Source organism: Corynebacterium sp. UBA4397, assembly GCF_002390965.1.
Classification (GTDB): Bacteria; Actinomycetota; Actinomycetes; order Mycobacteriales; family Mycobacteriaceae; genus Corynebacterium; species Corynebacterium flavescens.
Window position 1 is genome coordinate 16,243 of record NZ_DGRD01000043.1, and the last position, 20,301, is coordinate 36,543.

21 protein-coding genes and 2 pseudogenes are annotated in these 20,301 nt (G+C 60.2%); 13 read left to right on the forward strand and 10 right to left on the reverse strand.

Going from position 1 to position 20,301, the window contains the following annotated elements; genetic code table 11:
• Positions 1-653: 653 nt before the first annotated feature.
• Positions 654-1,844 carry a Fic family protein gene (locus tag B2696_RS09380; RefSeq protein ID WP_286955111.1) on the forward strand — a complete coding sequence of 397 codons (1,191 nt, stop codon included), beginning with the start codon at positions 654-656 and terminating at the stop codon, positions 1,842-1,844.
• On the opposite strand, the gene B2696_RS09385 is transcribed toward B2696_RS09380, so the two are convergent.
• Complete coding sequence (locus tag B2696_RS09385; RefSeq protein WP_286955112.1) at positions 1,834-3,249, reverse strand: aldehyde dehydrogenase family protein; 1,416 nt, start codon at positions 3,247-3,249, stop codon at positions 1,834-1,836. The two genes, B2696_RS09380 and B2696_RS09385, sit on opposite strands and share 11 nt — an antisense overlap.
• A 215-nt stretch (positions 3,250-3,464) precedes the next feature.
• Between B2696_RS09385 and B2696_RS09390 the strand changes: the two genes are divergently transcribed.
• Positions 3,465-4,403 (forward strand): helix-turn-helix domain-containing protein, encoded by a 939-nt coding sequence (locus B2696_RS09390; RefSeq protein WP_286955113.1) that lies wholly within the window; start codon positions 3,465-3,467, stop codon positions 4,401-4,403.
• Here the strand turns inward: B2696_RS09390 and B2696_RS11485 are convergent.
• Together B2696_RS11485 and B2696_RS11490 are read right to left on the reverse strand one after the other, a co-directional pair.
• On the reverse strand, positions 4,400-4,927 hold the full coding sequence (locus B2696_RS11485; protein ID WP_349679254.1) for a GMC oxidoreductase: 528 nt from the start codon (positions 4,925-4,927) through the stop codon (positions 4,400-4,402). The two genes, B2696_RS09390 and B2696_RS11485, sit on opposite strands and share 4 nt — an antisense overlap.
• Before the next feature lie 147 nt (positions 4,928-5,074).
• Positions 5,075-5,311 (reverse strand): annotated as a pseudogene (locus B2696_RS11490) (GMC family oxidoreductase N-terminal domain-containing protein); the annotation flags it as partial.
• 32 nt (positions 5,312-5,343) lie between these two features.
• On the opposite strand from B2696_RS11490, the gene B2696_RS09400 reads away from it, so the two are divergent.
• Positions 5,344-6,039 carry a type I restriction endonuclease subunit R, EcoR124 family gene (locus B2696_RS09400; RefSeq protein WP_286955115.1) on the forward strand — a complete coding sequence of 232 codons (696 nt, stop codon included), beginning with the start codon at positions 5,344-5,346 and terminating at the stop codon, positions 6,037-6,039.
• Positions 6,040-6,395: 356 nt separating this feature from the next.
• Here the strand turns inward: B2696_RS09400 and B2696_RS09405 are convergent, their stop codons facing one another.
• Both B2696_RS09405 and cmtR read right to left on the reverse strand, forming a co-directional pair.
• The gene (locus B2696_RS09405) at positions 6,396-7,034 is read right to left on the reverse strand and encodes a cadmium resistance transporter (RefSeq protein ID WP_286955132.1); all 639 of its coding nucleotides are present in this window, start codon (positions 7,032-7,034) and stop codon (positions 6,396-6,398) included.
• Positions 6,992-7,351: a Cd(II)/Pb(II)-sensing metalloregulatory transcriptional regulator CmtR gene (gene cmtR / locus B2696_RS09410; protein ID WP_011013963.1), complete on the reverse strand. Its 360-nt coding sequence runs from the start codon at positions 7,349-7,351 to the stop codon at positions 6,992-6,994. Before cmtR ends, B2696_RS09405 begins: the two co-directional genes overlap by 43 nt.
• A 351-nt stretch (positions 7,352-7,702) precedes the next feature.
• On the opposite strand from cmtR, the gene B2696_RS09415 reads away from it, so the two are divergent.
• The 3 genes and pseudogenes from B2696_RS09415 to B2696_RS09425 all read left to right on the forward strand — a co-directional run.
• A complete protein-coding gene (locus B2696_RS09415) occupies positions 7,703-8,305 on the forward strand; it encodes a recombinase family protein (RefSeq protein WP_286955117.1) in 603 nt (200 codons plus the stop codon).
• 240 nt (positions 8,306-8,545) lie between these two features.
• Positions 8,546-9,166 (forward strand): SHOCT domain-containing protein, encoded by a 621-nt coding sequence (locus tag B2696_RS09420; protein ID WP_286955118.1) that lies wholly within the window; start codon positions 8,546-8,548, stop codon positions 9,164-9,166.
• 176 nt (positions 9,167-9,342) lie between these two features.
• Positions 9,343-9,424, forward strand: a pseudogene (locus B2696_RS09425) (IS6 family transposase); the annotation flags it as partial.
• A gap of 165 nt (positions 9,425-9,589) precedes the next feature.
• On the opposite strand, the gene B2696_RS09430 reads toward B2696_RS09425, so the two are convergent.
• The 3 genes from B2696_RS09430 to B2696_RS09440 all read right to left on the reverse strand — a co-directional run bounded on the left by B2696_RS09430 (position 9,590) and on the right by B2696_RS09440 (position 12,463).
• Positions 9,590-10,318: an SDR family oxidoreductase gene (locus B2696_RS09430; RefSeq protein ID WP_286955119.1), complete on the reverse strand. Its 729-nt coding sequence runs from the start codon at positions 10,316-10,318 to the stop codon at positions 9,590-9,592.
• Between the two features lie 66 nt (positions 10,319-10,384).
• Entirely contained in the window at positions 10,385-11,371 is a 987-nt protein-coding gene (locus B2696_RS09435; protein WP_286955120.1) for an aldo/keto reductase, read from the reverse strand.
• Between the two features lie 327 nt (positions 11,372-11,698).
• A complete protein-coding gene (locus tag B2696_RS09440; protein ID WP_286955121.1) occupies positions 11,699-12,463 on the reverse strand; it encodes an SDR family oxidoreductase in 765 nt (254 codons plus the stop codon).
• A 169-nt stretch (positions 12,464-12,632) separates the two neighbouring features.
• On the opposite strand from B2696_RS09440, the gene B2696_RS09445 reads away from it, so the two are divergent.
• A complete protein-coding gene (locus B2696_RS09445) occupies positions 12,633-14,099 on the forward strand; it encodes an MFS transporter (RefSeq protein ID WP_286955122.1) in 1,467 nt (488 codons plus the stop codon).
• 315 nt (positions 14,100-14,414) lie between these two features.
• On the opposite strand, the gene B2696_RS09450 is transcribed toward B2696_RS09445, so the two are convergent.
• Both B2696_RS09450 and B2696_RS09455 read right to left on the reverse strand, forming a co-directional pair.
• Entirely contained in the window at positions 14,415-14,753 is a 339-nt protein-coding gene (locus B2696_RS09450; protein WP_286955124.1) for a hypothetical protein, read from the reverse strand.
• Positions 14,738-15,253 carry an SDR family NAD(P)-dependent oxidoreductase gene (locus B2696_RS09455; RefSeq protein WP_286955125.1) on the reverse strand — a complete coding sequence of 172 codons (516 nt, stop codon included), beginning with the start codon at positions 15,251-15,253 and terminating at the stop codon, positions 14,738-14,740. The genes B2696_RS09450 and B2696_RS09455 overlap by 16 nt, the downstream gene beginning before the upstream one ends.
• Positions 15,254-15,453: 200 nt before the next feature.
• On the opposite strand from B2696_RS09455, the gene B2696_RS09460 reads away from it, so the two are divergent.
• The 6 genes from B2696_RS09460 to B2696_RS09485 all read left to right on the forward strand — a co-directional run bounded on the left by B2696_RS09460 (position 15,454) and on the right by B2696_RS09485 (position 19,945).
• The gene (locus tag B2696_RS09460) at positions 15,454-16,332 is read left to right on the forward strand and encodes a helix-turn-helix domain-containing protein (RefSeq protein WP_286955126.1); all 879 of its coding nucleotides are present in this window, start codon (positions 15,454-15,456) and stop codon (positions 16,330-16,332) included.
• 81 nt (positions 16,333-16,413) lie between these two features.
• Positions 16,414-17,280, forward strand: coding sequence for a helix-turn-helix transcriptional regulator (locus B2696_RS09465; protein ID WP_286955127.1), 867 nt, complete (start codon positions 16,414-16,416; stop codon positions 17,278-17,280).
• Between the two features lie 94 nt (positions 17,281-17,374).
• A complete protein-coding gene (locus B2696_RS09470; RefSeq protein ID WP_286955128.1) occupies positions 17,375-18,256 on the forward strand; it encodes an aldo/keto reductase in 882 nt (293 codons plus the stop codon).
• A 12-nt stretch (positions 18,257-18,268) separates the two neighbouring features.
• Entirely contained in the window at positions 18,269-19,180 is a 912-nt protein-coding gene (locus B2696_RS09475; protein ID WP_286955129.1) for an FAD:protein FMN transferase, read from the forward strand.
• A 284-nt stretch (positions 19,181-19,464) separates the two neighbouring features.
• Entirely contained in the window at positions 19,465-19,677 is a 213-nt protein-coding gene (locus B2696_RS09480; protein WP_286955130.1) for a hypothetical protein, read from the forward strand.
• Between the two features lie 10 nt (positions 19,678-19,687).
• A complete protein-coding gene (locus B2696_RS09485) occupies positions 19,688-19,945 on the forward strand; it encodes an NAD(P)H-binding protein (protein ID WP_286955131.1) in 258 nt (85 codons plus the stop codon).
• Positions 19,946-20,301: the final 356 nt, after the last annotated feature.

Consider the following 20,301-nt stretch of genomic DNA (forward strand, 5'->3'; position numbering starts at 1 on the left):
TGTAGCGAGATTGGCGGGTGGCAACTCTTCCGACTCGGCGCATGTAACGGCTGGCGGCCTGTTCGTCTTTGTCCATGCCCCGCCTTGAGGCCTTAGCTTTCGCGGACTTTGAAGACTTCGCCTTAGCTTTTTTCGCCGCATCTTGACGCTTCTTCTTCTTTGCGGAAGCCTCGTTTAGCCCCTGGAAAGAGAACTTTAGCCGAGCAGCAGAGCAATCATAAATGCTCCGGCCTTTTGATTTATGCTGTGCGAGACGGCCTTCTTTCCTAAAGATCTCAACTTCATACCCACAGATAGGGCAGCTGACGGTCGAGGCGCCCGGGCCAACAATGATGCTATGCATGTAAGCCTTTCGGTGGAAGCAGAACAGGGAGAGATACTATTTGTCTCGGCAAATCACGTCGGCAAATGCAATACCGACCCTGGGTTTGTTCCCGGAGAATATACCAGTCCACCTCAACTTGGCAGCTTAGTTCTCCGAATGGGCGTTCCAATAGGCTTGACCGGCCGTGGGCTTTGACATGGGCTCGCTAGCTCCTCGCGACACCGCAATCTAGAAGATCTAAGGGTTATCCGACCGCAATACCTCAGTGAGTGGTTAGATAAGAGTTATCCGACCACCAATCGGCTTGGCGAGACTGGAAAGGTGTTAAATGCCGCAATACGTCACACAACGATGGATCCCCGAGTCAGGATCCGGCATTTCTCGCCGCGATAAGCAGGGCGGCGAGTACCGAGCTTTCGTTCCAGACCTGCTCAGTGGCAGCGCTTGGGTCATTCCTCCCGCGTTGGCAAAGCAAGCTGCCGAGGTGGAACGCGAGATACTTGCACTCAGCAGGAACGATTCCTCCGGGCAACTAGAGTCGATCGCTCGGCTACTCATGCGTTCTGAGGCCATATCATCTTCCCGAATCGAGGGAATCGCACCACAAGTAGACAAGGTGGTCCTCGCTGAACTCGCCCAGGACGAGGACGTGCGAGGCTTCAAGGAAAGTGCGGAGGCAGTTGCCAGAAACCTCAAGGTCTTAAGATCCATAGAGGAATCTTTCACCAACGAACCGACTATCACCGTAGAGCTGCTGGAGAGATTTCAATCCGAGCTGCTGGGGGATAACCCCAGCATTCCGCGCGGTCTAAGGGAGATGCAGAACTGGATCGGAGGCAGCAACCGCACACCCATCGGAGCCGACTTCATACCCCCACCGCCGGGCCAGGTGCGCGAACTAGTCGAGGATCTCTGCGCTTACCTTGACAGCGCACAGCACGGTGCCCTTATTCAAGCCGCGATAGCTCACGTGCAATTCGAGACAATCCACCCCTTTGCCGACGGTAACGGCCGAGTGGGGAGGGCACTCATTCACGGGGTACTGCTCCGCCGTGGACTAACCCAACAAACGATCCTTCCCATTAGCTTGGTTCTCGGTACGTGGTCTCATAAGTACGTCGACGGTCTTTCAGCGTTTAGGGAAGGAAATCTCAGCGGCTGGCTGGAGGTCTTTCTCGACGCCGCCTCCGAAGCAGTCTCGCAGGCCTCGCTCATTGCGAAGCAGCTGGAAGAAATTCAATCAGACTGGATCCGCAGAGTAGAAGAATCACGGCGCTCCGATGGCAAGCAGCGGGCGCTGCGTTCTGATTCGATCGAGTCCAAGCTGTTGCGCGGCCTCCTAGCACACCCCATCCTCACTACCAAGGCGGTTCAACGCCTCTACGGCGTGACCCCAGGTAACGCACGCAAGGCTCTCGAAAGACTACAGCAAGCGGGGTTGCTACGGACCACAGTCCTTAACAAGCGGGGTGTCTTGGGTTACCACGCCGATGACATCCTGGACCTGCTTAGCCGTTGATGATGTGCGGGTAGGCCAGCCCCTTGAGGCCCTCGGTGCCAAACTCGACGCCGTAGCCGGAGGACTTGATCCCGCCGAAAGGCACGCGCGGATCCACTGCACCGTGGCTATTGATCCAGGTGGTGCCTGCCTCTAGGCGGGCGGCAACCTCGCGGGCCTTCGCGCGATCGGAGGACCAGACCGAGGAGCCTAGACCCACATCGAGCTTATTGGCCTCCTCGATGGCCCAATCCAGATCCTCGTACTTGATAATCGGAAGCGCGGGGCCGAATTGCTCCTCAACTACGAGCGGGTTGTCCGGGTCAATATCGGCAACGAGGGTGGTGGGGTAGAAGTTGCCCGGCGCGCCGTAGTCCGGGTCCGCGCCGACAAGCACGCGCGCACCGGCCGCAGTGGCCTCCTTGACTAGGCGGTCGACGATCTCAAACTGCTGTTTATTCTGCAGCGGCCCGAGCACGTTTTCTTCCTCGAGTCCCACGCCCATGGGGGAGGCCTGGGCTACGGCGACGAGGGCGGCACAGACGTCATCGTAAAGCGCGGCGGGAACATAGAGGCGTTTCATCGCCGCGCAGGTCTGGCCGGTGTTGATGAACGCACCCCAGAAGAGATCGCCGGCGATAGCAGCAGGATCGGCGTCCTCGAGGACGATACCTGCATCATTGCCACCCAGCTCCAGGGTCAGGCGCGTGAGACCCTGGGCGGAGGCCTCCACAATCTTCTTGCCCGTCGCCGTGGAACCGGTGAACATGAGCTTGTCGATGCCCCCGTGCGTACTCAACGCAGCCCCCACCTCGCCGCCACCGGCCACGACCTGCACGAGATCCTCTGGAAGCACCGTGTTAATGACCTTGACCAGCGCCAACACGGAAAGGGGAGTGTACTCCGAGGGCTTAATCACCACGGCATTGCCCATGCGCAGGGCCGGTGCGATCTGCCACACCGTGATCATCATGGGCCAGTTCCACGGACCAATTGCGCCCACGACGCCGAGCGGGCGATAGGACACGGTGGCCGTGATGTCATCGTCGACCGCCGTGTAATCAGGAGAATCGAAGGAGGCGGTGGCGCGTAGCCACGCCGCACACGCGCCCACCTCGAAGCGGGCATTGGGCCCATTGAGCGGCTTGCCCTGCTCGCGGGAGAGAAGCTCAACGAGAGCCTCGCCGGAGGCCTCGATGGCATCCGCGGCCTGCAGGAGTAGCTGGGAGCGCTCCGCGTCACTGAGCCCAGCAAACTCGCGCTGGGCGGCACGCGCCGTGGTCACAGCCTCGTTGAGATCCTCAACCGTGGCCTGGCGGTACGTGCCCACCACCTCATCCGTGGCGGGGTTGATGATCTCCGTGCCAGAATCTGCGGTGATTGCGGCGAGGAGATCGGCGTAGGTGGTGTAGGGGTTGTGAGTCATTTTCTGTTCCTTCTTCCTTGAGGCTGCTCGAATGGATGCGTGAACTAGTCAGTAGCGGAGTTGAAACTAGCAAAGCGGCGTGCCGGTTATGATGCCATGGGTGCCAACAGTGTCGCCGCACCCCTTCAATGTTATCTGGGACACTTTGCACTTCTTGACTAAGCGTGCACACACATTGACTACTACTGTGCCATAGCTCACGTTATAGTTCTTATATGCCTAACACTGCCATACGCCGCTTCGATCTGGCCGCCTGGCGCACCACTGCGTGCCGCTCCTTTGGCAAACTCGACGTCGCTGCGGCCACCGCCCCAGCGCAGCCTTTCTGGGCGGAGCTCTTAAGCACCGCGGTCGGGGACATCTCCCTGTTCGACATGCACACCGCCGCCCATTCCGTCTCCCGCCCGGCCTCCTATATCTCCACCGCTGACACCAGCTTTTGCAAGCTCAGCCTGCAGCTCGAAGGAAGCTCCAGCCTGACCCAAGACGGACGAACGTGCCACCTTCTCCCCGGCGACCTCGCGCTCTACGTCACCCAACGCAGCTACACCCTGGACTACCCGGGACAGCAGCACTCCCTGGTGGTCCACTTCCCGGAACGCCTTCTCAACATGTCCCCGCACCAGGTCAAAAGCATCACCGCACGGCCGATTTCCCGCAATCACGGGCTGGGCAAGGTCGCCGTCCCGCTTTTTGAACAGCTGGCCAATAACATCGACGTTCTGCGCGGCCCCCACGCCACCGCCTTGGTACATTCAGCGCTCAACGTCCTCGTCTCCGTCTTGTCCTCCGAGCTACAAGCCCAAGACCCCGTCCCCGAGAACCTCCTTTTCACCCAGGCCCAGGCCTATATCACGCAACACCTGGGCAATGATGAGCTCTCCCCACACACCATTGCCGCAGCGCTCTTCGTCTCCGTGCGCCATCTCCATGCGCGCTTTGCCGCCGAGGGCCTATCAGTGTCCACCTATATCCGCACCCGCCGCCTCGAGTGCATCCGCACCGAGCTGGCAGATCCCCTCCACGCTCAAGAATCCATCGCCACCATCAGCTCACGCTTTGGCCTGCACGATCCCTCGCACTTCTCGCGCATCTTCAAGGCCGAATACAAAGAATCCCCGAGCGCCTATCGCTCGAGGATTGTGCATTGCTAGACGAAGGCACCTTCGGGGACCTCGCTATCCTGCGCCAAGACCGCGGCCGCAGCCTTTTCTCCGATCAGAATGGAGGGCGCGTTGGTGTTGCCGATGGGTACGAAGGGCATGATCGAGGCGTCGGCAATGCGTACTCCCTGCAGCCCATAGACGCGCAAGGTGCGTGGATCGACCACTGAGCGATCATCAATGCCCATCTTGCAGGTACCCACCTGGTGGTGATAGGTCACGGCAGTGGAACGCACGTAGTCTTCCAGGTCATCATCGGAGACGTCCGGGCCCGGGTAGATCTCCTGCGCACCCCACTTTTCCATTGCCTCTTGGCGGCCTACCTCGCGGCATTGCTTGACCGAGAAGACCAAGGCATCGACATCAGCCTGTGCGCTCAAAGCGCCTAGATCGATGGAGATGGGATCACTATGGTCTGGACCCGTGAGCTTAATTTCGCCGCGGGAGGCAGGGCGCACGATCCCGCCCAGCAGGCTAAACCCACTGGCAGGTCCCGTCATGTCTTCGTTATACATCGGTATGGAGAAATCGAGCGGCTGCGTATCGGGCACCGACAACTCCGGGCGAGACTTGCTAAAGACATGCACCTCAGCCGGCAGACAGGCAGGTGCCGGAATCTCTTTCTCCGTGCTGAAGATGACGGGGGAGAGGAGGTGATCGTGGAGGTTCTTGCCCACGCCCGGCAGATGGTGGCGCGCTTCCACGCCCACTTCACGCAGCTCCTCCGTGGGGCCAATGCCCGAGCGCAAGAGGATCTCGGGTGAATTGATGGCGCCCGCGCACACGATGGTCTCCGGGGCGCGGAGTTCTTGGCGTCCCTGTGGGGTATCAAGAATGACTCCGTGCACCGTCCCTTCTTCGACAATGAGTTCGCACACGACGGCATCAGTGATGATGGTGAGATTCTCATTGTCAGCCGAAGAACTTCATCGTGCTGTTTAGCGGGATCCTGCGCCTGCACAATATTCTGACCAGCTTTGATAAGTTCGTGGACCCGGAGACCTCGGATAACCCGCTTAACCCCCGGATGATGCAGGACTACCAGAGCCTGTACCTGGATTTGTACCAGGAGCGTCGTAGTCAGGAGCGTGCCGAGCATGAGGCTATCGACGAGGACGTCGTCTTCGAGATTGAGCTGATCAAGCAGGTCGAGATCAACGTCGACTACATCCTCATGCTGGTGGAGAAGTACCGCCAGGAGAAAGGCGACGGGGATGATAAGGAACTGCGTTCCGAGATCAGCCGTGCGGTGGACGCCTCCCCCTCGCTGCGCAACAAGAAGGACCTGGTGGAGGCCTTCGTGGAGTCCATCTCGGCGCAGAAGGACGCTGAGGTCGATACGGCCTGGCGCCAGTTCATCGAGGGGCGAAAGAACGCCGAGCTCGATGAGATCATCGAGGGTGAACGTCTCCGGGATGAGCCGGCGAAGAAGTTCGTTGAGCAGGCCCTCCGGGACGGGCAGCTGCGCACCTCTGGTACTGAAATCGTGGAGATTCTGCCCCGGCTGTCACGGTTTGCGAAGAACCAGGATCAGTCCCTGGATGGCGTGAAGCAGCGAGTCATCACCAAGCTCACGGCGTTCTTTGAGCGCTTTTTCGACCTGGTCGTTTCTGGGGAAGACCGATAGACGCATTCCAGGGGTGGGGAGGATAGGTAAGGACATTGCAGCCACCAATCGTTCGCGTAACTGAAGGTAAGGTGTCCTGCCCTTTCTGTCGGCGGGTTATGCAGGTTTACCTTGGGAAAACTCATTTTAGTGGGCATGCAGCACCTGATGGAACTTGGTGTGAAGAAGAGGCAAGCTATATTTTCCGCGTAGAGTCGCCCCCTCCATCCAAGAAAAGCGGCAAGAAACGAAAGAAGAAGCGTGGAGGCTGTGACTTGCAGCTTCGTTTGGCGGTTTTTCCGCGGCTTCGAATGGCGGTTCAGTCGACGCCGATGGTAACACCTGGATAGGCCACCCGGGCGCTCGGGATGGGCTTATTAGAGGCCGAAGGCGCCGCCGCTGACGAGGATGAAGATGCCCAGGCCGATCAGGACGATCGGGAACAGCACGTGCTCCCAGCGCTCAAGGACTTCTGCGATGGGCGGGCGGGTGGCCACGAACTTTGCCAGCAGGACCAGGCCTGCCACCAGGACGAGGAAAACGATGCAGTAGATGATGACGGCGCCAGTGTCCACGTTGAGGAAGACCGGGACGTAGACGCCGATATTGTCGCCACCGTTGGCAAACGTCACACCGGCGACGGTCAGCACACCCACCTTTTTCCCGGCGATCTCCGCATTATCATCGTCGTCATCATCGCTTCGCCAGGCCTGCCAGGCCGCCCATAGTCCCAGGGCCAGGGGAATTAGTCCGAAGTACGGGATCGCCTCAGCAGGTAGGAATCCTCCTGCCCCCAGCGTGACCAGGACTGCGGCCGCGAGGATGCCCATGAAGCCGAGGTACTGACCAGCCAGAATCCGAAGCGTGGTCCCTTTTTGCCCCGCCCCGCGGGCAAAAAACAGCGAGAGCACGATGATGTCGTCGATATTGGTGGCGATAAACAGACCAATCGCCGACAGTAGACCGGTTACCACTACGCACTCTCCTGTCCAGTGACACACCCAGGTACGGCGCATCCGGCGTCGATGCATTCGGCGTTGTCATCGACGGCCAGGGTGATATCCAGCAACGCGTTCAACGCCTGCGCCAGATGAGCATCAACGATCTCGTAGCGGGTCTGTCGCCCCTGCGGTTCGGCGACAACAATTCCGCAGTCCCTCAGGCAGGCGAGATGGTTCGACACGTTCGAGCGCGTCAGTTCCAGATCCTGGGCGAGAGCGGCCGGGTAGGCCGGCCCCTCCAGCAGCGCCAGGAGAATGCGGGAACGAGTCGGATCCGCCATGGCCCGACCCAACCGGTTCATCACGTCTAGACGAGAAGCAATAGTCAGCATGTGCTGAACTATACACCTGTTGCTGAACTAACTTCGACATGGGGTGGCGTCGTTGCCAGAGGTCGTCTGCACTTTCAGGCTGAGGCCTTCACTGCGCAGGAAGGAAGCGGCTGCCTAGTTGGCGGTGTTCCCGACGTGATTTAAAGGTGAGGGCTATTGCCGGCAGCTTCCGGCCCAGGCCAGTGGCGGCCCACGTACCGATCAGGGTGTCCCACTTCCAAGGAAGTGGAACACCCTTGGTAGCACTAAGCCGAAAACACGTTGTCCCAGGACGACCCTGTTCCAGAAGTTATCCCACAACCCCATACCATATTATCTGCTGCTGAATATACTTCTGGTACGATTCCTGTCATGGACATCGGCTACGCCCGGGTATCAACAATGAAACAAGACCTGGACCGACAAATCGACGCCTTACGCCGTGAAGGCATCGAGGATAGATATATCTATATCGATAAGAAATCCGGATCCACCACCAACCGACTCGGCCTCCAGAAGGCACTCGAGCATGCCCGTGACGGTGATGTCATTGTTGTCCACACCCTGGACCGGTTGGGCCGCACTGTTCGGGATACTCTCAACCTCATTCATGATCTCCGCGAACGCGGGGTCGGGGTACGCACCCTGGCCGATCCCATCAAGGTGGATTCCTCCAACCCGGATGACCCGATGGCGCAATTGGCGGTGGTGATCTTGTCCCTGTTCGGGCAGATGGAACGCACCTATGCGCTTGAGCGGGCAGCCCACGCCAGGGCTGTGGCCACAGCGAAAGGCAAACGGGTTGGCCGGCCCAGTGTGGTTGATCCGGATAAGCTGCGCTTTGCCGAGCACTTACGCAATGAAGGGTTATCGATGCGTGAGATCGTGGAGAAAACAGGCATTGCCCGCACCACCCTCTACCGGTACCTACCCCCCAGGCCACACGACACCCACACCGCCGAAACGAGCGGGTGAGGCTCTGCGTAAGGGTTTAAGTTCCTAATGCACTGCCTAGAAGCCACCGATAACACCATCTAGCTGCTGTGGGGAGTCATTAAGAGATCTGTCCCCGTGCCCACGCCTTAGGCCGGGCCTGTCGGTCCCTTATGGTAGTCACGAGGGAAGAATTAACGTAGAGCAGGATCACACAGTTCAGGCTTGAGGATATCGCTAGAAAAGTTAGTACTAGAACATTTAATCCAGTAGGCTAACACCATGACTTTCCCTGGTAATTCTGACAATAATTCCCGATCTGCCTCGGGTGGTGGTTTCGATTTCAAAGGCTTTGCTCGTGAGGCTACTGAGCGAGTCATCTCGAAACACGATCACGCTGGTAGTTCCGGAGTGATCTGGAGTGCTGTAGGAAAGCCGATATCTCGCATGGGTGCAGGACGATACTCACTTACGGCGGACTATCTCGTTATTGAAAAAGGAATGTTGTCGACTGATCGTCAGCAGATCCGGGCGCACGAAATTTTCGATGTGGACGGACGCCAGACCATGGCGCAAAAAGCCCGAGGAATTGGTACTGTCACTCTTCACGCTAAGCGCTCAAATGGGGAGTTAGAATCCATTGAGCTTGTTGACATCCCAGATTTTCGACAGGCAGTAGAAATCATTAACTCCACTGCAGAAGAAGCCCGTATTCAGCTTCAGCGACGGGCGAACGCGCAAACTCTGAGGCATGAAGGACAGCAGCAGTTTGCAAACAACACTTCCAGCTCGCCTAAGGATGATTTAAATGGTGAGTTGATGAAGCTTGCAGAACTGAAATCGGCTGGTGTGCTGACAGAAGAAGAATTTGCTGCTGCAAAACGTAAACTTCTTGGATTGTAAACCCAGTATTACCCCGGAATTGGCATCAATCTAACGCTCTGGCCTTATATTGAGCTCAATTTCTTTACTGCTCTTGCTGAAAGTACCTGGCAGCCGTGGGGTCGGAGGAAGCTTCCACCCGAGGTGCTGTTGCAAAGTTGAGGCAGTAGGAAGAGCGACGTGAAATAATCACAGCCATGGGTACCTTCTCGGGTCGTCATTTTCCCTCGCGAGGTCATCCTGTGGGCGGTGCGGTGGTACTGCCGCTACGGACTTAGCTGATCTAAGACCTGGAAGAAATGGTTCTTTTGAACCGCATTGGGTTTCGTTCCGTTTCCCAAAACGAAAACCGTGGGGACCGGTTAAGCGCGGGTCGGAGACGCATGGTCAACCTACCCTCATGTCTCCGGCCGCCGGGTCTCGTCAGCATCCCGGCGACCGCGGTCAGCCGAGCTGATCTGCGGGACGCAGCAGGACCTCGTTGATGACGAGGTGGCGTGGCCGGGCGAGGACGAAGGCGATTATCTCCGCGACTTCCTCCGGCTTGACCGTGGCAGTGTCATAGCCCTTCTGCACGGCTTCGCGGGTTGCCTCGTCCGTGATGTGAGTGGGCAAGTCTGTATCGACCACTCCCGGCTCGATCAACGTCACGCGCACGTCCGGCAGCAGCTCCTGCCGCAGCGACTCCGACCAGCCGTTGATGCCCCACTTGGTGGCCGCGTAGACGCCGTTGGTCGCGCGGGCGGTGCGGCCGGCGACGGAGGAGATGTTGATCAGGTCGCCGCCGCCGTTCTTGAGCTGGTCGAGGAAGACCTCGGTGGTGGTGATTGCTCCGAGCAGGTTCGCCTCGACCATGGTGCGGTAGTCGTCGCGGCGAGCGGAAGAGAACGGTCCGAGCAGCATCACGCCGGCGTTGTTGATTAGGACGTCGGCTCCGCCGAGCTCGTCCTGGACGCGGTGCGCGGCGGCGGCGAGCTGGTCGCGGTCGGTGACGTCGGCCTGGATCGCGATCGACCCGTTGCCTAACTCGTGGGCGATTGACTCGACGCGGTCGAGACGGCGGGCCAGCAGCGCGACCTTATATCCGTCTGCCGCGAGTGCGCGCGCGGTAGCTGCGCCGATGCCGGAGGATGCGCCGGTGATGACCGCGACGCGGGCGGTGGTCTCGTCCATTTGTCTATTTCTCCTTGGTAGTGTGCGCGATTTTCCTGTGGTTAGAGTTTGACGGGATCGGCAATGTCAGCGGTCGATCCAGCTCTGCATTTTCTTCGAGTAGCGAGGAACTGACGTGTCGATGAGGGCCGATGCTGCCGTGAGCTCCTCCCGCTCGTTGTCGTTGAGCGCGACGGATATTGCGGCAGTGTTCTCTTCGAGGCGGTGGATCTTGGTTGTGCCGGGAATCGGGACGATCCACGGTTGCTGTGCCAATAGCCATGCCAAGGCGATCTGCGCGGGCGTAGCGTTCTTCCGGTGAGCGATGGCTGTTAGCAAGTCCACTACTTGCTGTCCGTCCCGTAGTGCTTGATCGGTGTAGCGCGGCAAACTGGCTCGCACGTCTGCCTGGCCAAACATTGTCGCGTGGGTGATGGCCCCGGTGAGTAATCCCTTGCCAAGCGGGCTGAAGGGCACGAGTCCGATGCCGAGTTCGTCGAGAGTGTTGAGGATTTCCTTCTCAGGCTCGCGCCACCACAGCGAATACTCGCTTTGCAATGCGGTGACCGGCTGAACGGAGTGCGCGCGGCGGATCGTGGAAACACCGGCCTCGGAGAGACCGAAGTGGCCGACTTTTCCGGCTTCGATCAGTTCCTTGACGGTTCCTGCGACGTCTTCGATCGGCACGGTCGGGTCAACGCGGTGCTGGTAGAGCAAGTCAATCTTCTCCACACCAAGGCGTTGCAGAGAGGCATCCACAGTCTTGCGGATGTAGGCCGGGGTGCTGTTGAGCCCGGACTCTCGGGCCCCTTCGAAGTCGAACCCGAACTTCGTCGCAATTGTGACCTGGTCACGCACTGGGCGCAGTGCCTTACCGACGAGTTCTTCGTTCACAAAAGGCCCGTACATCTGCGCGGTGTCGAAAAATGTCACGCCGAGGTCAACGGCTCGGCGGATGACCTCGATCCCGTGCACATCATCAACGCGTTTTCCGTAACCGTGGCTCAGACCCATGCATCCGAACCCGATCATGGAGACTTCCAGGCCGTTGCGGCCAAGCGTCCGAGTTTCCATCTTTCGTCTCCTCTCAAGCTCTCTCGCCTCCGATCCTAGGTTTTGGCCATCTCGAGAGACAGGCACTGGCAGTTCCTCCCTTCCCGGCCACTCCTCGAGGACGTTCCTTACGCTCTGCCCGCGCTGGCGACGTGGTCCGGACCAACGGGTGCCACGCATTCCAGCTCGGTGTATCGGGAGCGTGCGGACGCTTCTCCGCCGCGAGCATTCGGGATCCAGTGGACTTGCGTCTTCGCCAGACCGGCCGGCCTGACATCCTTCCATTCCCACGCCCGGGCAGTCAGCTTCCCGAGCGTAAGACGGTGTTGAGGGCTGGTACCGGGGTGATCAGGGCTGGGTGCTGCGGATCGCATTCAGATCGGTCTGAATCGTCTGCGGTTCGTTCTCGACCAGCAGGTTCTGCGGGTCGAGGGCGCCGTCGAGGTCACCAGACTGGTCGGCTTGAAGTGGAGCGAACAGTTCGTCCCAGTTCGTCTGCTGCTGACCTTCGCGTGCAATGAGCTCGAAGGTCTTGCCTCGTGCGCTGTCGGTGACGAGACTGTGGATCAGGACCTCGGCGATCTGCGACCGAGCGATGCCGCCATCAAGAGTTCCTCCCTGTTCGAGAACGAGCTGTCGCTCGTTAGAACCGGCTTTGTCGAACCACCCCGGGCGCACAATCGTGTACTCGAGACCGCTGGCCCGCAGAAGCCGCTCGGCACGACGCTTCCAGGGGTTTGCGCCAGCAACGTCAGTCCGGGTCGCGTATACCGATGACATCAGTGCGATGCGTGGATTCTGCCCACCAAGTGCGGTCAGAACGTTGCGCATACCGCCGTAGTCGATGTGTTCCCCGGCCTCGGGATCTCCGGGTGCCCCGTGTGTCATCACGATGAGCGCTACGTTCTGCAGTGCGGTAGCCAGCGACTCCGGGTCCTCGAGATCGGCGCGAACAAGGTCGACACCGGGGAACATCTCTTCAGCCTTGGTGATGTCGCGGACGAGAGCTCGGGGACGTAGCCCTGCGTCTTTCGCCGCGGTGACGCAGTGGCGGCCGATCGTGCCGGTTGCGCCGATGATGAGCACCTCTGGTGTCTGTGTGTTGTCGGACAAGTCTTCTCCTTCGAAATAGTGCGATCGGGGAACGTGTGTAACTGGAGGCATCCAGGGACGGGCGGCCTGCTGCTGAGGCTAGACTCATCAATTCGAAATTGGGGTGTACTGCCAGTACGCATATTGCCCCGCCCTTTTTCCTTACGCGACGCAGGCGTTGACTTACGCTATGCCAGAACCTGAACCTGCCCTCGAACCAGCGGATGCGCGCCGAAAGCCGGCCTCCCCGTCCGATAGCGGCTCCGCACCGACTGTGGAGCGTCCGCGTCATTCGGACATGATCCTCGGGATCATTCTCGTCAGCTACTTCATGATCGTTCTCAACAACTCGATCATTTTCACCGGATTGCCGCAGATTCGAGCTGAGCTGAACCTGTCAACCAGCGGCATGGCGTGGGCGCAGAATGCCTTCACACTCATCTTCGGCGGTCTGCTACCTCTGGGGGCGCGGGTGGGTGACTTGCTCGGTCGCCGTCGCGTGTTCGTGAGCGGCCTGATCCTCTTTGGTGTCGCGTCCTTCCTGGTCGGAGCGGCGCAGACTGAGACATGGCTCATTGCAGCGCGCGCCCTCCAAGGCGTCGGTGCTGCAGTCGTCACGCCGTCATCCCTGTCCCTGATTACCGCTATTTTCCCCGCCGGCCCGGCACGTACACGTGCTGTAGCTGCATACGGGACCACTGCGGGCCTCGGTGCCAGCCTGGGCATGGTCATCGGGGGAGCCTTGGCTTCGTGGGTCTCGTGGCGGGCCGGATTCTTTATCAATGTGCCGCTGGCCGTGCTCCTGATCATCGCTGCACTGCTCCGGTTACCGGCCTTTGCGACCGTCAAGGGCCGATTCGACGTGGTCGGCGCGGCCACCTCCACCGTGGGCATGGGTGCACTCGTGTACGGGATCATCAACGTCGGTGACGGCGGGTGGACCGTTCCCCAGGTATGGATGCCGATGATGGCCGGCCTCCTGGTGCTGGCGCTATTCGCCCTCACCGAGTGGCGGGCGAAGGAACCGATCATGCCGCTGCGCCTGTTTGCCAGCGCTCAACGTTCCGGGGCAGCGATCGCCCGGCTGCTCTTCGCAGGCACCATGATCGCGTTCTACTTCTTCGGCACCCAGTACTTCCAGGGTGTCTACGGATGGACACCACTACAAGCGGGCCTCGGATTCCTGCCGATGAGCCTGGTCCAGTTCGCCGTTTCACTCACCGTCGCGCGGTTGACCGCTCGCTTCGGCAACGCCGCGCTCGTGACTGCCGGCCTGATCGTCACTACTGTCGGGCTGGGATGGATGACACAGATCAGTGCCGACACGTCCTTCCTGATCGGCGCTGCCGGGCCGTTGATTCTCCTCGGCATCGGGCAGGGCATCGCCTTCGGCCCACTAACCGCGGCCGGGATCGCAGACGCACGAACAGAAGATGCTGGCGCTGCCTCGGGTCTGGTCAATACAGCCCATCAACTAGGCAGCACTCTAGGTGTCGCTATCCTGACCTCAGTAGCAGCCAGCGCAGTCACCCTTGAAGACCAAATAGTCGACGCGTTCATTGGTGGAACCGTGATGCTCGCCCTCTCCGTAGTGGCGGCTCTCGTTCTCATTGTGCCAGGTGAGTTTGCCAGTCGGCGACGGGTACGCATCAATTGAACATTTACAGCAACTTCAACAACCTCATAACCAAACCTTCTGGACGGTTAGCACGGTTGGATCAGAAAACTGCAGACGAACCCGGCCTCTCACTCATGGACCACCGCCATCTGTTCTGACCCGAAGATGAAGGCATAATGTGAATCGTCCTCGGCCCTGACAAGTGGTTCAGCTCAGCCGACGTGGTCAGCAGAACAAGCAGGACGTTACTGACGCGGGGGCGGGTCCAAGCAAGCACAAAGGCGATGTTGCTGCGACTGCGTCAGGGATTGACGCCAGCAAGGCCGTAGTGCTGCTGCACTACCCTGCACATGGTCAAGATTCCATCGCCGGAAAATCGGTAGTTACAGACACGCCAGCAAATGTCTCGAGCTCGACGAGCCGCTCCTTGAGCTCTTGGCGCGCGGCACGGACGGCATCAGGACCCAGTAGCATCCGAAACGGTAGTTCCTTCCGGTTGACGGTGCTGATGATGGCCTCGGCTGCCCGCGCGGGATCGCCAGACTGGGTGCCGTGGGAGTGATCATTTTCTTTCCGACGCTTGCCTGCGGTCTCGGAGTAGTCCTCAATGACCGTGCGGGACTGTGCCAGAGAACGGCCGGCGAAATTGGTACGGAATGCCCCGGGCTCGACGATCATCACACGAATACCCAATACGCGACCTCGCGGTTCAACGCATCTGAGAGACCTTCAAGCGCGACTTTCGTCGCAGTATAGTGGCCCGAGCCGGGGTTGGAGACGACGGCCCCGATCGAGGAAACATTGATGATTGTGCCGGAGCGGCGCTCGCGCATATGCGGCAGAACCTGCTGAATCAGGTCAATAGGCCCAAAGAAGTTCGTGGCGAACAGCTCCTCGACATCATCGCTCATTGCTTCTTCCACCGCCGCCCGGTACCCGTGTCCGGCGTTGTTGACCAGGACGTCGACACTCCCGAACTGACTGGCTACTGCCTTCATCACGGCGACCACCTGGTCGTGATCAGTGGCATCCAGAGGCGCCGCAAGCACAGTATCTGGATGTGTATCAGCGAGGTGTTTTATTGCGGTGATATTGCGTGCTGTGACCACGACGTTGTCGCCGCGGTCAACAACAGCTCGGGCGAGTGCAGCTCCGAGGCCGCTGGAAGCTCCTGTGATAGGCCACGTAGACATGATCTTTCCTCCCAATTTAGTGCATCAATTAACTGGAGTCACCGTAAGATCGCCTTGACTGAAAATGGAAGGCACCGTCTATCTACGTACTGCCACGTTGTCCTTGGCAGCGCCGACCAGACAAAGTGGCGGCCTGTAGTGCCGAGGGGTGCCCTGGCAGTTTCTCCCGCACTTCGCTGCCCGAGATTATCCTTGAAAGCATGGATCATAGAAAAGAGGTCAGTGACTTCCTGCGCTCGCGTAGAGATCGGATCAGCCCGGAGCAAGCCGGCATCATCGGTGGTGGCCGTCGTCGGGTGCCGGGGTTGCGTCGGGAAGAGCTGGCGTTGCTCACGGGTGTCAGCGTGGAATACTACGCACGGATGGAACGTGGGAACTTACGGGGGGTGTCCCTGGAGGTCCTTGACGCCCTCGCCCGTGCTCTGCAACTCGATGAGGCGGAGGCCGACCATTTGGCAGACCTCGCCCAGGCCGCAGGGCCGACACCTCCGCGGCGTCGACGGAGCACGTCGGGTGAGCACACGGTGACACCGGCGTTGCAGCAGTTCCTTGACGCTGTCACCGGTGCCCCGATGTGGGTTCGGGACAGGCGTCTTGATTTCGTCGCAGCGAACCCTTTGGGTCGTGCTCTGTATGCTTCGATGCTGGAGGATCCTGCCAATCGAGGCAACACGGCACGATTCACCTTCCTTAGTCCTGCTTCACGGGTCTTCTTCCCGGACTGGGAACGTAACGCTGATGGCATCGTGGCGACTCTGCGCACCTACGCGGGGCAGAACCCACGCGATAAGAGGCTGACCGATCTCATTGGCGAACTCGTCACCCGCAGTGACGCGTTCCGTGACCGGTGGTCAAAGCACGATGTGCGTCATCACCGTGCCGGACTCAAGCGCATCCACCATCCCATCGTCGGAGACCTGGAACTGAACTACCAGGCGATGGAGTTCCCAGCAAACCCCGATTGGTTCATGTTTGCATTCACCGCGGCACCGGGCTCATCCACCGAGGAACGCCTCAAGCTGTTGGCTAGCGTCGCATTCCCCGACGAACTTCTCAGCAACGACCATGCCCGCCGCTAAACTGAACGGGGCAGTGCGATAGCCCATTCACGCACTGCCGGTACCTCCCTCACTGAGTCAGGTTCCCCTAGTCTGAACCATATGGATCGTCGATCGGAAATCACCCAGTTCCTGCGCGAGCGTCGAGACCGAATCACTCCTGAACAGGTCGGATTCATCGGCGGCGGTCGCCGCCGGGTGCCCGGGCTGCGTCGCGAAGAAGTCGCGATGCTCACCCGCGTCAGCGTCAAGTATTACGCCAGAATGGAGCGAGGCGACCTTGCCGGCGTCTCTACAGAAGTTCTGGATGCCCTCGCCGCGACTCTGAAGCTTGATGGGGCTGAAACCGCGTATCTGCATGACCTTGCCCGCGTGGCTGATTCTCCACGTCCGCGTCGACGTGAACGCGGCCCGCAACAGGGCGTGCGGCCAAGCCTGTGCCGGTTTCTCGACTCGATCACCGAGTCTCCGGCATGGATCTGCGACCGACGGACGACCATCATCGCCGCGAATCCTCTCGGGCACGCATTGTATGCGCCCATCATTGAGGACGCCGCAACTGAGTCGAACACGGCCCGGTTTGTCTTCTTCGATCCCGACGCCGAAGTGTTTTTTCCCGACTGGGACCGTGTCGCCGACGAAATCGTCTGCGCCTTGCGTAGTTACGCCAGGCACTTCCCTCACGACAGGATGCTCACCAACCTGATCGGCGAATTAGCCACCCGCAGCGATGAGTTCCGCACCCGGTGGGGCGGGCCCCGCCCGTGTTTTCCCGGTGCAGGTATCAAACGCCTCCACCACCCCCTCGTCGGAGACCTCGAATTGCACCAGGAGACCCTGGACGTACCCGCGGATCCGGACAGATTCTTGTTCGCCTACACCGCCGAACCCGCCACCCCTTCCGCCGAACGGCTCCAACTGCTCGGTAATCTTGCCGCCAGCGACAACGCGAATTATGCCGCCGGCTGACGGTCGAGGGCCCGCAGCGCTTCGTGATTTCGGGGCTCAAAGGTGAACTGACAGTTCCTCCCTTTCTGTTTGCCGCGAGCCTAGCGTGGAGGGCATGAGCGAAAACATCACCTTAAATAATGGCGTGGAAATCCCGGCACTCGGTTTCGGCGTCTTTCAGACCCCGCCGGAGCAGACCACCTCTTCCGTCGCAGAGGCGTTGCGGGTCGGTTACCGGCTGATCGACACTGCCGCTGCGTATGGCAACGAGCGCGAGGTCGGCGAGGGCATCCGCACCTCGGGCCTGGACCGGTCGGAGGTCTTCATTGAAACGAAGCTGTGGATCAGCGACTATGGCTATGATGCGGCCCTGCATGGGTTTGACAAGTCCGCGGGGAAGCTTGATGTCGACCAGATCGACCTGCTGCTGCTGCACCAGCCGCTGACTTCTGACTTCGACAAGACCATTGGCGCGTACAAGGCGCTGGAGAAGCTGTTGGCGGATGGGAAGGTCCGCGCGCTCGGTGTCAGCAACTTCATGCCCGATGTGCTCGAACGTCTGCTGGCCGAGACCGACGTGGTGCCTGCGGTAAACCAGGTCGAGGTGCATCCGTACTTCTCCCAGCCGAATGTGCAGCAGGCCGACCGAGAACACGGCATCCTCACGCAGGCGTGGTCGCCGATGGGCGGGATCACCAGTTATTACGGTGATTTCAGTCGGTCAACTTTCAACGACTCGGTGATCGGTGAGATTGCCGAACAGCACGGGAGGACCCCAGCGCAGGTGATGCTGCGCTGGCACCTGCAGCAGGGTCGCTCGGCGATCCCGAAGTCGGTCAAGCCTGAACGGATCGCGGCGAATTTCGACGTGTTCGGCTTCGAACTCACCACGGATGAGTTGGCACGGATCGATGCTCTGGACACGGGTGTGCGCAGCGGCCCGGACCCGGATTCGATCACCGTCGAATCGTTCGGCCGCAACATCCCCGAGGCCTGAACGACCGGCAGCATGTCACACGCACCGGCATCACCGGGCAGCGCCGCGGATGCCGGGGCCGTGCACCGGTTCACCGCGATCGGCACCGGGTGGCAAATCCGCACCGCACATCCGCTGCCCGAGGACGTGCGCGCTGACATCGCCGCACTGTGTGAGGACCTCGACCGGGTCTGGTCGCGGTTCCGCACCGATTCACTGGTGACCGAGATCGCGCACGCGGCCGGCGGGGGACGGTTCGAGTTCCCTGCCCGCGACCGGTGCCTGCTCGAGCTGTACGACCGGCTTGTCGATGCCACCAGCGGGGCGGTCGACCCGTTGATCGGGCGGGACCTGGAACTGCTCGGATACGACGCAAGCTACTCACTCACCCCGGACCGGGCCGGCCTCAACGCGCGCGTGCCTGACGCCTGGACCCGTGACAGCTACCGCGACGGCACCGTGCTTGTCACGGAGCGGCCGGTGGTGATCGATGTCGGCGCAGCCGGGAAAGGCCACCTTGTCGACCTCATCACCCAGACCCTGCAGGGTGCCGGGGTCGAGAGGTTTCTCATCGACGGCAGCGGTGACCTGCGTTATGCCGGCACCGAACCCGTGGTCGTGGGTTTGGAGCATCCCACCCACGACGACCGTGTGATCGGCACGGTTCCGCTCCAGGACGCGGCACTATGTTCCTCGGCGACGACCCGGCGGTCCTGGGGCGAGGGGCTACACCACGTCGTCGATGGGCGAACCGGCAGACCCGTGTCTGACGTGGTAGCCACATGGGTTCTCTCCCAAGACGCCGCGACTGCCGACGGACTCGCCACGGCCTTGTTCGTCGCCGAACCAGCCCAGTTGGCCGGGTTCAAGTTCTCGTGGGTGCGGATGCTCGCCGACGGCCGCGTCCAGTGGTCCAAGGACTTCAGCGGCGAGCTATTCCTCTGAGCCGTCAGATCACCATCCCAGACACAAGGAGAACCGATGACATGAAACCTCACTTCCACACCCGTGCCGCTGTCGGCGCGGCCGCATCCCTTACCGGGCTCGCATCCTTGGCCGCGTGCAGCAGCAACAATGACTTACAGCCGCCCTCATCCAGACCTCCAATCAGCCCTTCACCGCAAGACCACAGCATAAGCGCCTCCTACCAGGACAGCACCTACACCGCCCGGGGCGTCTACGGCGGCGCACCATCGTACATGGACTTCACAATCACGCTAGAAGGCGGCGTGATCACAAACATTGAGTCCGGGCTGATGCCAGAGAACAACGACACCTCACGCGGCTACCAGGAACAGTTCGCCGCCGCAGTGCCAGACGAGGTGGAAGGAAAGCCCATCGCCGACCTCGAAATCGACGTCATCGCCGGAGCCAGCGGTTGCGCCGACGGGTTTAATAATGCCCTCGACAAGATCCGCGAACAGGCAAAAACCAACAACTAAAAGGACAAGCATGAGCCAGAACATGTCCACGGTGCTCGTCATCCGAGCCAGCGGCAGCATCGGCCGCTACACCGTTACAGAGTCATTGCGAGCTGGTTACGAGACCAGGGCTCTGGTGCGTGCCCCAGAGCAGGCTTCGCTCTTCAACGAGGCCACCAAGGTGATCGTCGGTGACCCAGCCGACGCTGGCACGCTCGGCGACGCCTTTGATGGGGTGGCCGAGATCGTTTTGGGGTCGCCGCAGAAAACGGAAAAAATCGTACGGTAAGGGTGGACTGAGCCCAGTGGCTACTGGGCTCAGCTTGCCAATGGAAGCCACACAGAGCCTGTCTGTAAGCGGGTCCACCACCGGACAGGCCCGTTCCCGACCTGCATCATTGTAAAGTGTCAGCCCCGCCACCGCCCCGCAAGACCCGTCCGGTGATTTGACCGGTGAAGGGACGTTATATGGAACACTAGACTGCACGTCTAACATACTGGTCGGCTACGCACGTGTATCCCGGAAGAGCAAGATCTCACTGTCCAGCGTGACGCACTGGATACTCTGGGGGTTGAGTCGAAAAGAAGGTGCTGTTGCAAAGTTGGGGCAGTAGGAAGAGCGACGTGAAATAATCACAGCCATGG